Source organism: Aliamphritea spongicola (genome assembly GCF_017051665.1).
GTDB lineage: Bacteria > Pseudomonadota > Gammaproteobacteria > Pseudomonadales > Balneatricaceae > Amphritea > Amphritea spongicola.
Genome location: NZ_JAFIDL010000005.1, coordinates 14,494 through 26,825 on the forward strand (window position 1 = coordinate 14,494; position 12,332 = coordinate 26,825).

Genomic DNA, 12,332 nt, shown 5'->3' on the forward strand with positions numbered 1-12,332 from the left:
TATGAAAACGAATGCCAGCCAGAACGCACAGCTGTATACCGAATTCAATGAAATGAACAAGCTGCGTCAGCAGGCCAAGGACAAAGATCCTGCGGCTCTGCAGGCGGTTGCTGAGCAGTTTGAGCAACTTTTCATGAATATGATGATGAAAAGTATGCGGCAGGCAAATGATGTTTTCAGTTCAGATAACCCGCTTAACTCTTCAAAAGTAAAGTTTTATCAGGATATGGCGGATACTCAGCTCACCAAGGACCTGTCTGAATCCGGCGGTATCGGTCTGGCTGACATTATTGTTAAACAGCTGAGTGCAGGTTATGGCGTTCAGCTGGATGCTGAGTCTGATCAGGCTGAAGAGAAAAATAACCTTTCCGAATCGGAACAACTGTTAAGCCGGGCGTTTGACAGTACAGCCAGCGCTGCCGCTTCGGCAATTTTAGGTCAGGCCCAGCAGCGGTCTGCACCTGAAAAAGCAGAGTCGGTCCAGCCTGTGAGAACAACAGAGAAGGTGGCGGCGGTTAATGAACAGCTTCCGGGGCGTTTTGAAACGCCGGAAGAATTTGTCGGGTCGCTGATGCCTATTGCTGAAAAAGTTGCCGGTGAACTGGGCGTTGATCCAAAAGTGCTGTTAGCTCAGGCGGCACTGGAAACCGGTTGGGGCAAACATGTTATTCAGCAGGGCGGTGAGAGCAGTTTCAACCTTTTCAACATTAAGGCCGATTCTCGCTGGCAGGGTGAACAGGTTCAGGTCAGCACCCTGGAGTACCGTGACGGTGTGGCTCAGCGTGAGCAGGCTGCTTTTCGTTCCTACGGTTCCTATGAAGAAAGTTTTAATGACTACGTGTCTTTTCTGAAGAACAGTCCCCGTTACCAGAATGCATTGCAGCAGGCGGCAAATCCTTTTGCGTATGTTGATGCCTTGCAGCAGGCGGGATATGCCACTGATCCGGAATACTCGAATAAGATCAGCCGTATATACAGCGGTGAGTTAATCAGCCAGGCAGATAATACGGGCAGTTTATCTGCCAATAGCGGCATAAATAGCAAAGAAAGTTAACGATTGGCCGATAACCCGGTTTGAGTCAGATGCGCAGCCGGAGCGGTAGCGCTTTTTCCCTGGCGAGGAGTTTTAGATGAATTTATTAAACATTGGTAAACAAGGATTAATTGCCAATCAGAATGCTCTGGCAACCACCGGGCAAAATATCAGCAACGTTAATACGGACGGCTATACCCGTCAGCGCGTTAACTTTGACAGCTTGCCAGCTCTTGGCGGCGTCGAAGTAAGCAGTATTGACCGTCTGGCTGATGACTTGCTGACCCGGCAGTTGTGGAGTGACCTGTCCAGTTATAATCAGTCTTCAACATTCTCGACCCTGACAGCTCAGCTGGACGATCTGCTGGCACAGCAAACCACCAGTGTTTCAGATGCCATGGATAAATATTTCAGCTCTTTGCAAAACGTTGTGGATGATCCGGTTTCAGATCCTAACCGTGAATTGTTTATCGCGGAAACAGAGGCGTTGGTACAGCGGTTTAATAATCTGGATGCCAATCTGCGTATTCAGGAAGCCAACGTGAATACCATGATCGACGATTACACCAGCCAGATATCGACGCTGAGTGAAAATATTGCCGATCTCAACGACAAGATTAATATTGCTGTTGCCGCAAATAAGCCGACTAATGAACTTGAAGATCAGCGTGACCAGGTCGTCAACGAACTCTCTGAGCTGGTTTCTATCAATGTGCTGGAAGAAGGTAATAAGAATTACAGCGTATTCCTGGCCAATGGTCAGCCACTGGTTGTCGGCGCTACCGCCAATCAACTGATCAGCACACCCGGTGATGCGGTGCCGACGGAGCGGTCAGTGAAGCTTGTGATTGCCGGTAACACGACGGAAGTGACCGATCAGCTTAGTGGCGGAAAATTGGGCGGTGTATTGGATTACCGGGATGAGTCACTGAATGATGCTCGTGACGAACTGGGCAGGATGGCCATTGCCCTGGCTGAAACAATGAACGAGCAACACCGTTCAGGTATCGATGCCAATAATAACTATGGCGGCGATATTTTCAGCGATGTGAATTCTTCATCTGCCCAGGCGAACCGCCTGGAATCCCATGTCGCTAACCGCTCAGCACTGGCTTCATCAACAGTCTCTATTGAAGATGTGAGCTTGCTGCAGGCATCCGGTTATGAACTAACCTATGGCGGTGAAGGGCAGATAAGACTGGTCCGTGAGGAAGATGGCAAAGTAATCGACATTGATCAGCTAACCCCGTCGACGGATGACCGGACTGTCGAAGCTAACGCCATTGGTACCGTTGCTGGCATTACTGCGGGCAACAGTGCGGTTACCGCGCCTGCGGAAACATTAACAGTCACGCTGAATGGTGTGGCGACTGCGGTTCCCGGCGTTGATTCTGCCAAAGGAGTAGCAGATGCTCTGAATGGCACGGCCGGTGTATCAGGCGTAAGTGCAACGACGGCGGTAGGGATTACCGATATCACTGAGGCCGGTGCAAACGGTGCTGAGTATACGGTTGAGGTACTGGATAACGACGGTATAGCCCGCACCATGACGATTACCTTGCCGACTGGCGGCACCGGTGCGGTAAACAGTAAAGCAGCGTTGGATGTGGCGCTGGCAGGGCTGGAAAGTGCCGGGCATGATATGTCGAATATCAGCATCGAAATGGACGGTTCAGACGTAAAGATTACCGACTCCACCGGTGGCAATATCAGCGTTGAGTTTACCGATAATGCTGATGCTGATGTTATGACTGTTAAACAGTATACCAATGACACAACTCAGGGGGCCGGTACAACTTTAACCGCAAACAATGCGGCTCAGGTTAAGGCGGTTGCTTCAGGGTATCTGGATGATTCGACGGCGACGGTTGATAAAACTGTTGAGACGCTGAGCATTGCTTCTTCGGCGGGTGCCGGCAGTACACTGCTTGGCGGCGCCAGCGTTAACATGATCGATACGACAAACAATGTGGCGTCTACCGTGGGCAATGTGGCTCAGGGGGTTGCGGATGTTAGCGAAGGTGAATATTACCTGGATCCGAATAATGGCACGTTATCTTTTCAGGTGGACGGCATCAAAGTAACCCTGAAAGCTGACGGAACCTTTGTTGAAGGTGATCGGTACTCGATCAATGCGGTACGTACCGGTGCGGAAGACCTGAAAAGGGTTATTCAGGACGGTGATCAACTGGCATTGGCGTCTCCTGTTCGTGTATCACCGGCAGACAGTAACCAGGGAACCGGTGTCGCAACCGTTGATATTACGGATACCAGCTCATCTGCCTTTGCGGTAGACGGTGAGCTTAAACCACCGGTTGAGATCGTATTCGATAATGCCGACCCCATCCGTTATACCGTGTATGACATGACTGAGCCGACTAATCCGGTTCCTCTGGATGTGGGTAACGGCCCGCTGGTCAATCAGGCGTTCACATCGGGAGAGGTGATCATCCTGAACGGTTACGACATTACGATCGCGAATCAGCCATCGTCTGGTGACCGTTTCAGTTTTGAGTTCAATAAAGACGGTATCTCAGATAACCGTAACGCGTTAAAAATTTCTAACCTGCAAAATACCAAAGTGGTTGGCGGTTCTGATTATCAGGATCTGTATGGCAGCCTGGTTGAACGGGTCGGAACGACAACAGCAACAGCCAAAATCACAACGGATGCCAGTAAAGCGGTGATGGATACAACCGCGAATACCAAGGCGAGTGTGAGTGGTGTAAACCTGGATGAAGAAGCGGCTAAACTGGTGCAGTTCCAGCAGGCGTATCAGGCAACTGCTCAGCTAATCCGGGTGTCACAGTCTATTTTTGACAGTCTGCTTCAGGCGGTATAACGCGCAGTCGCAGACATTACTTTCGGCTGTTTGAGTAAAAGGTAACCAGGTCATGAGAATTTCAACACAGCAACAGTTTTTGAGTTCAATCGATAACATGCAGCGTTCCCAGTCGAACATCGCGGATTTGCAGGAGCAGATATCCACCGGTAAGCGGCTGCGCAATCCGTCGGACGATCCTGTTGGGGCTGCTCAACTGGTGAAACTTGAGCGGGAGCTTTCTCAGTACAATAAATACGATGACAATATTAATGTAACGAAGCGTCGTCTGGAGCAGGAAGACTCGATTCTGGACTCTATTAATATTGCCACAGACCGTATGCGGGAACTGACCATCAGTGCCGGTAGTGACACCATTAATGATGCTGACCGGGCGACAATTGCTCAGGAGCTGGATCAGTTGGTTGAATACGTTGCTGGTCTGATGAACACCCAGGATGCTCAGGGTGAATATTTATTCGCGGGTAATAAAGGTGGCGAAGCTCCTTATGTGAAGCAGGGGGATGGTAGCTATGAATACGTTGGCGATGATGGCCAAAGGCTGATTCAGGTGGGCTCTGATCTGTTTGTACCTTCCAATGATTCCGGAGAGGCTCTGTTTGAATCAATTGAGGGGCCGTTGCAAATTGAAATGACTGGGCAGGCTGTTTTCAATGCGGCGCAGCAGTCACCGCCGGTTGAGCCTTTTGTTCGTAACTCGGAATTCGCAACTGTGGCGGCTGAGAATTCCTTTAAAGAAGCAACTAAAGGGTTAGGTGAATTAACGATCAGAGTGACTGAGCCCACACCGGATAACTTTGAATACTCTGTATTTGATAGCTCCGGTCAACCGCTTAAAGACAGCGGCGGCAATAACATAGAGAATATTCCAGTCGGTGATCTCGCAGTGACTCCGGCTCAGATTAATATTCATGGTCTGAGCATGGAGCTTCATGAGCCGGCCGATATTGCTAGCGCGAACGAAATCAAAATCTCAGTGACCCCTGAGAAAATGAATGTACTGGATGCTGCTTCCGCACTTGCAGACGTGCTCGAAAAGCCGATTGAAAATGATCAGATGCGTACAGAGCGGGATGAAGCGGTAGCCCGGGCGCTGGAGCAGTTTAAAATGTCGGCTGAGAACACAACAGAATTCCAAACAGTTGTGGGGTCGCGTTTAAGTACGTTGGAAAACGTCACTTCATCCAATCAGGATTTTAAGCTGTTTACCGAAAGCGCTATATCAACCATTGAGGATGCTGATCTGTCCAGGGTTATCAGTGAGTTTACGCTGGAGCAAACTACCTTGCAGGCTGCTCAGGCAACCTTTGGGCGGGTGAGTTCGTTATCGCTGTTTAACTATTTAAACTAATAGTGTTTTGTACTGATAATGAAGCAGGCAGAAGAGCGATCTTCTGCCTGCTTCGTCGTTCTGCATGTGGCTTCAGAATTTGGGTTGGTTGATATAAGCCTGAGCCATTTTGTTCCGTTTGTTGGAGCGCAGCTTTTCCTGACCCACTTTCTGTTTGTTTCCTTCAATCAGCATCAGTGATTTTTCATCCAGCTGTTTAATTTGCGTAATTAACGCGTCAGCCTGTAAAGATGTGTCTTTATCCTGAGGAATGTCGCCGGATACTGCCTGCTTGCTGGCCTGTTCTCTTTCCTGTTGCAGGGTTTCTACTTTTTGCCAGTCTTGTGCTTCAGCGGCCTGCAAAATCTGTTCTGACAACTGCAGGATGTGTTGGAGTGTGCTGATCATTTTATGCCCCCGTATTTTTATTCAGAAAAATAATGCAGAAGTCATTAAAGTCTGTCGGATAACGACCGATATAGTACACCTGAAGCGAGCTTATAGTCAGTAATATTAAGGCTTTAACAGCATATTTAACGTGTAAAAAAAGCCACTGAAAAAATAAGTTAAAAAAAATTTCAAGTAATGCGACCGGTGGTCGATAACTTAAAGCATACTGGAATCGTATTCATAAATTTACACGGATGAATGGGATTCAAACTGGACAAATAAACAACCAGTCAGACTTGGTTGATATGAGGAGAAGGTCTCATGGCATTAGTAATTAATTCCAATATTCAGTCACTGAATGCTCAGCGTAACCTGAATAGTGCGCAAATGGAGCAAAACGAGGCGCGTGAGCGTTTATCCAGTGGTAAGCGTATCAACTCAGCAGCAGATGATGCTGCGGGTCTGGCGATCTCTAACCGTATGACGTCTCAGATCAACGGTCTGAACCAGGCGGTTCGTAACGCTAACGACGGTGTGTCAATGATTCAGACGGCTGAAGGTGCGCTGGATGAAACGACTAACATTCTGCAGCGGATGCGTGAACTGTCAATCCAGTCTGCGAACGGCACGTACGATTCCGGCAACCGTTCAACTCTGAACGCAGAAGTTCAGCAGTTGATCTCTGAAATTGACCGTATTTCTGAGACCACCAAGTTCAACGGACTTCAGATTCTGGATGGCAGCCTGGGCGAAGTAAGCTTGCAGGTAGGTGCAGACGCTAATGAAACAATTGCGCTTGAAATCGGAGCAACTAACGCTAAAGCTCTGGGTGGTTCTTCAGGTGACATTACCGGTGAAGCTGTAGCAAACGGTCTGGCAGATTTGCAGTTAATTGGCTCTGGTACTGGTGCAGGTAACGCTAATGCTGTGTTTTCTATCAATGATCAGACAATCAGTTCTCTTTCTGGTGCAGCCTCAGTTGATGAGGCGCTTAGCATAATGAATGCTGATCTTGATGGCTTTGGTGCGAAGGCATCGACCACTGTTGAATGGACTGCTTCTGGTGTTGGTGACGGGGTACTTCTTGGAGGTACAGATAAGCTAACTATTACTGTAACTGATAACTTCGGCAACACTTCACAAACTCTGGAAATTACAGATACAAGCAGCCTTAATGAAGTTGTTGATAAGATCAACGCAGCAGGTGGTGATTTGCAAGCATCTATTAATGATGAAGGCAAACTGCAGATTGTTGGTGATGATATTAATTCTATCGCAGTGAACGGTGATACTACTCAGGGCGATGATGCAGCTGGTGTTGTAACTGCAGGTGAAACAGCTAACTTCTCCCTGGTGTTTGAAGATACCAGTACAGATCAGCGCGGTGTGAAAATTGAGGCTTCTAACTCAGGTGCGGCTGCAGCGGCATTAGCATTGGGTGTGGATTTACACGATGATAACGGTAACCTGTTGTCTGGTTCTTTGACCGGTACTGCTGACTTGAGCGGCACAACAATCAATGCTGGCGATATCGAAATTAACGGTGTTGAAATTGGTGCAATTACTGGTGGTACAGGTATTGCGGAAACTCAGGCGAATACAGTTAAAGCTATTAACGAAGCTTCTGATCAGACAGGTGTAGTTGCATATACTACATCAACAGGTATCGCCCTGCGATCTTCAGCTCAGGAAGAAATTTCAATTGAATATGCAGAAACAGCAAACACTGCGAACGTTCTGGCTCTGACTGCGCTTCAGGAACGTAATGCACTTGAAGGAGCTGGTAGCGTTGCATCTCTTGATATTTCGACTGTTGATGGTGCTCAGAAGGCTATTGGTGTAATTGATAAGGCTCTGGAGCAGATTAACTCAACACGTGGTGATCTGGGTGCGGTAAATAACCGACTGGATTTCACAGTTAATAACCTGTCAAACGTATCTGAAAACGTATCCGCTGCGCGGTCACGTATCGAAGATGCAGACTTCGCAGCTGAATCTGCAAACCTGAGTCGTGCGCAGGTACTGCAGCAGGCAGGTTCTGCAATGCTGGCACAGGCGAACGCTGCGCCACAGCAGGTACTGTCTTTACTACAGTAATAGGTAACGCTCTACGTTAACCGATAAAACCCCTCGTGCCATCGGGGGGTTTTTGTTTTTGGAGGTGAGATTATGTCAGTGGAATCAATTAATGCTGGTAATGCTGCAAGTGCAGCTGGACAGCCACTGCAGCAAACACAACAAACCCAAACACAGCAACCGGTAACTGATTCAGTTGTTCAGCAGCCTGCTGAAGCTGTCGCGCAGGAAGCGCCACAGCAAAAACTAACCAACGAAGAAGCGTCTGCGCTAGCAGACCGTCTTAACGAATTCATGAACACTAAGCAGCGGAACCTGGCGTTTTCTGTTGATGAAGAAAGTAACGATACCATTATCAAAGTACTGGACAGTGAAACCCAGGAAGTGATCAGGCAGTATCCTTCTGAAGAAGCCGTTGAACTAGCTAAACACCTTGAGGCAGCCATGGGGCTGATCTTTAACGATAAGGCCTGATATTAATCAATCTATAGAATGGCTCTGTTAGTGTTGTTTTGCTGTAGAATATCAGGCCATTCCGTCACAACTAAGCTATGCGTCTGAATCAGAGGGATTTACTATGGCTACAAATATTGTTAACACGCTGGGAGCCGGTTCAGGAATCGATACAACCAGCTTGGTAAATAGCCTGGTCGATGCTCAGAAAGCACCTCAACAGTCCCGTCTGGATAGTAAAAAAACCACTTTAGATGCCCAGATTTCTGCGTATGGTACGCTGAAAAGCAGTTTGTCAGAATTTCAGAATCTGATGACGCCACTTTCAAACCCGGACACTTTCAACGCCCGTTCGGTATCGTTGCCGACGACAGATATCGTAACGGCAAACAGTTTGGATGCTAATGCTCAGTTGGGGACTTACCAGTTAGAGGTGTTGGAAGTTGCTCAGGGGCAGTCTTTAGTTGGTAATCAGACTTTTGCTGATAAGGATGCGGCTGCAGGTGTCAGTGGTACGCTTACTATTGCACAGGGTGAGTGGACCTATGCCTCAGGTAATCCCTCCAGTTTTGCGGAAAACGAAGCGTTAAAGGCTATTGAGATTGAAGTAACCGCTACTGATTCCATTCAGGAGATTGCCGATAAAATTAATGCGGACAGTTCCGATGTGGAAGCCTCTGTATTGTTGGTTGATGGTTCCTATCAGTTGCTGATTTCAGCTCCTTCCGGTGAAGAAAATGCGTTACGGATCTCAGGCAGTGATGCGAGTCTGGATTTTCTGAATTTTAATGAGAGCAATCATAGTAATGTTACCGAAACACAGCAGGCTAAAGACGCTTCAATTAATATAAATGGTCTGAATGTTAAGCGACCAAGTAATGATATAGACGACGTCATTCAGGGTCTGTCACTGACACTGAATAAAGCTAGTCCCGGAGATAAACTGACGTTTTCTATTACCGAGGATAAAGACACAGCCAAAACAGCCATCAATAGCTTTATTGAAGGCTACAACACTCTATATACAACGCTAAAAGGGTTAACCAGTACTACTACAGACAGTGAAACAAACGAAACTAAACGGGGTGAGTTAGCAAATGACGGGACAGCAAAAAATTTACTCTCCCGTATGCGTAGTATGATTTCTGCTTCAGTCCCTGGAGTTGATGGTTTTAACTCGCTCAGTAACGTTGGCATACGTACTAAGTTAGACGGAACGCTTGAGATAAATACCGAAGACTTTGATCGGGCGATTAACGACAATTTTGCTCAGGTTGCGGCTGTTTTTTCAACGACAACAAGTACGTCTAACAGCGCGGTATCTGTTGAGGTGGGTAGTTTTGGTTCAAGAGCTGTAGCGGGTACTTATCAGGCAAATATAGCAACAGCGCCAAGTAAGGGATTTGTGCAAGGCAGTGGAATGACCACAACATTTCCGCCGGATCTCAGTGCCAATAATAAATTTACTGTTAACGTGAATGGTACTGAGTCAGGGGAGTTAATCCTGACTGGTACCTATAACTCTCAGGAAGAATTACGGGCGGGGCTTCAATCGCTGATTAACAATGACAGCACCTTGAAAGAGGCTGGTCAGGCTATTGACGTTGTGATTGATGGCGGTGAGCTTAAGCTTCAGTCCCGTCAGTATGGTGCAGATACAGAAGTTAAGTTCATAACTGCTGAAGGTAACTTTACTGCTGCTACTGGATTATCAACAAGTTCAGCCGTAACGAAAGGTACTGATGTAGCAGGCACCATTGCCGGTGATGAGGCGTTCGGCGCAGGCGGTGTGCTGTTACCTAAGGTTGACACTAATCCTTACGGGTTAAACCTACAGGTACAGGAGGGGGTTACTGGAAATGTCAGTTTTACATTCTCCCGTGGATTTGCCGGCGAAATGTCTTTACTAATTGATGGCTTTCTTTCTAGCACCGGGGTTATTCAAAATCGTGAAGACAGTATTAATAATCAGCTTGAAGATATTAAAAGTGATCAGGCTGAGCTTGATCGGAAAATGGCTCTCTTGCGTGAGCGATTAACCAGTGAGTATACGGCTATGGAAAATATCCTGGCTAGTTTCCGAACAACTTCGAGTTCATTAGATGGTTTGGTTGATCGATTACCATTTACTGCTTCCAACAATTAAAGGTTAGGATGTTATGGACCAGTTGGATAGTCTGCAGAAAAAAGCCTATCAGTTAGAAAAAAATAAAGCTGCAGATTTTCAGTATACTGAAAATATGAGGTTTTTTAGTAAGCAAAATCCATCGCTGTATAAGGCTTTTTTAAATTATAAACCAAAATCTATTACTCTTGCGTTTGATCAAAACGGAGATATAAATCTTCGAAATGCGAGTGGCAATTTTGTATATCCTGAGTCACCTGAAGTCTATGCCGAAAAACAGGTGGATCATTTTTTAAAAAAATCTCATGTTTGTAGAACATCTTTTCATGATCCTCGTAAAAATATTGGAGGAGATTATGTTCACGATGAGATGATGCAAGGAATAATAGGTTTATATCCTGATATAAAAAGCAAAGTATTTCCTGCTGATGATAAAACTATTCAACTCGTTATTATGTGTGGGATGGGCACGGGTTTACATCTTGAAAAATTGCTTAATAAAAAAGAGATAAAGAATCTTATTATTTATGAAAATAATTTTGATGCACTATATGCTTCTCTTTATTTTGTTAGTTGGAGCTGTATTGCTAAGAAAGTAAGTGGTGCACTTGAAGTTGTTGTTGAAGAAAAAGAAAGTGAAGCTTTTGATCGCTTTAAAAAATTATTTATAGAAATCGGATTTTTTAATCTTTCTAAGTATTATATTTATTACCACTATGAAAATAATGCTATGAAACAGTTTATAAATAACTTTCAGCGTCAAATGAAGAAAGTCACCTATGGTTATGGCTTTTATGATGATGAAAGGGTTGGGCTTTCACATACGATAGAAAACACTCATAGAGGTTACCCTGTTTCCCGTGTTTCATTACTGCAACGAAAAGATACGGTTGATGTTCCAGTCATCATAATTGGTAATGGACCTTCTCTTGATGAAAGTATTAATTTTATTAAGGCTAATCGTGAACGTGCAATAATCATATCTTGTGGATCCAGTTTTGGAACGTTGAAAAGATTAGGAATTAAGCCTCATATACATATCGAACAGGAGAGACCTCAGGCTACATATGACTGGCTAAAAAGTAGCACTGACGAAGAGATAAGAAAGGGTGTGTATTTTTTTGGCTTGAATACTGTGCATCCTGATTGCTTTGAATTATTTGATAAAGGTAAGGCTTTTCAGTGTCTTAAACCAAATGATTTGGGGTTGATTTATCTGGTTAGTTCGCTACAAAAACTTGAGAATAATACATTGGCAATGGCTGATGGTTGTAATCCTACAGTGACAAATTTCGGTGTTTCACTTTGTACTCTGCTTGGCTTTAAGAAGATATATTTAGCCGGAGTAGATTTCGGTATGCCAGATTTACAGACGCATCATTCAAAAAGTAGTGATTATTATGAAGGGACTCAAGATCAGGATAATGAGGCCGATCATGTGTTCGAGCAGCTGGGGTCGTTTAGAGTAGCGTCTGCCAAAGGTGGCGAAATTTGGACAAATGATATTTTTAACGTTTCACGCTTAGAAATGGAAAGAATAATTAAGGCATATAATCTTGATGTTATTAATTTAGGTGATGGTGCAAGAATTAATGGAACAGAGTATGGAGATCCTTCTGTACTAACTATCACTTCCTGTCCTGTTGATCAGGGGAAGCTGATAAGCGCCACTGTTGAAAAATGTTTTTATCACGACGGGCTCCAGTATTTAGATAAAGAGTTGCTAAAATCCAGACTTGTTCAGAATGTTTGTAAAATTAATCAGTTGTTAATTAATTGTTTAGATCGGAAGGTCGAGAATGAGGCGGAAGCATTCCAGTTAATTGAAAATCTTTATAAAACATTTGTTGATTCCAAGCCAGATCAGTTTAGCAGAATGTTAATGTTTGGAGGGGTTCAGTATTTGACATCAGCAATGGCTTCAGTTCTTGCTTATTATGAGCCACAACAAGTAGCAGATGTATTCCCCCGTGTGAAGTATGTGGCTGATAAATATTTTAATTCTCAAATACGTGACATAGAAGAACGTTTTTTTGATCTGGATACATACTCTACAGTCACGCTCTGATTATATTATATGAAT

The 12,332-nt window shown here is 45.3% G+C and carries 8 protein-coding genes; 7 read left to right on the forward strand and 1 reads right to left on the reverse strand.

The features are described 5' to 3' along the window. Position 1 precedes the first annotated feature (1 nt). From flgJ to flgL, 3 genes are all read left to right on the forward strand, one after another. Positions 2-1,054, forward strand: a complete 1,053-nt coding sequence (flgJ, locus tag JYB63_RS15045; protein WP_205658718.1) for a flagellar assembly peptidoglycan hydrolase FlgJ — start codon at positions 2-4, stop codon at positions 1,052-1,054. A gap of 76 nt (positions 1,055-1,130) precedes the next feature. Next, entirely contained in the window at positions 1,131-3,875 is a 2,745-nt protein-coding gene (gene flgK / locus JYB63_RS15050; RefSeq protein WP_205658719.1) for a flagellar hook-associated protein FlgK, read from the forward strand. A gap of 52 nt (positions 3,876-3,927) precedes the next feature. Further along, entirely contained in the window at positions 3,928-5,226 is a 1,299-nt protein-coding gene (gene flgL, locus JYB63_RS15055; RefSeq protein WP_205658720.1) for a flagellar hook-associated protein FlgL, read from the forward strand. A gap of 72 nt (positions 5,227-5,298) precedes the next feature. Here the strand turns inward: flgL and fliT are convergent, their stop codons facing one another. After that, on the reverse strand, positions 5,299-5,613 hold the full coding sequence (gene fliT, locus JYB63_RS15060; RefSeq protein WP_205658721.1) for a flagellar protein FliT: 315 nt from the start codon (positions 5,611-5,613) through the stop codon (positions 5,299-5,301). Positions 5,614-5,916: 303 nt separating this feature from the next. Here fliT and JYB63_RS15065 point away from each other — a divergent pair, with 303 nt between their 5' ends. The 4 genes from JYB63_RS15065 (at position 5,917) to JYB63_RS15080 (ending at position 12,317) form a co-directional block, all read left to right on the forward strand. Further along, positions 5,917-7,692, forward strand: a complete 1,776-nt coding sequence (locus JYB63_RS15065; protein WP_205658722.1) for a flagellin N-terminal helical domain-containing protein — start codon at positions 5,917-5,919, stop codon at positions 7,690-7,692. A gap of 72 nt (positions 7,693-7,764) precedes the next feature. Beyond that, on the forward strand, positions 7,765-8,145 hold the full coding sequence (locus tag JYB63_RS15070) for a flagellar protein FlaG (protein ID WP_205658723.1): 381 nt from the start codon (positions 7,765-7,767) through the stop codon (positions 8,143-8,145). A gap of 103 nt (positions 8,146-8,248) precedes the next feature. Continuing rightward, complete coding sequence (gene fliD / locus JYB63_RS15075) at positions 8,249-10,270, forward strand: flagellar filament capping protein FliD (RefSeq protein ID WP_205658724.1); 2,022 nt, start codon at positions 8,249-8,251, stop codon at positions 10,268-10,270. Between the two features lie 13 nt (positions 10,271-10,283). Then, the gene (locus JYB63_RS15080; protein ID WP_205658725.1) at positions 10,284-12,317 is read left to right on the forward strand and encodes a motility associated factor glycosyltransferase family protein; all 2,034 of its coding nucleotides are present in this window, start codon (positions 10,284-10,286) and stop codon (positions 12,315-12,317) included. Positions 12,318-12,332: the final 15 nt, after the last annotated feature.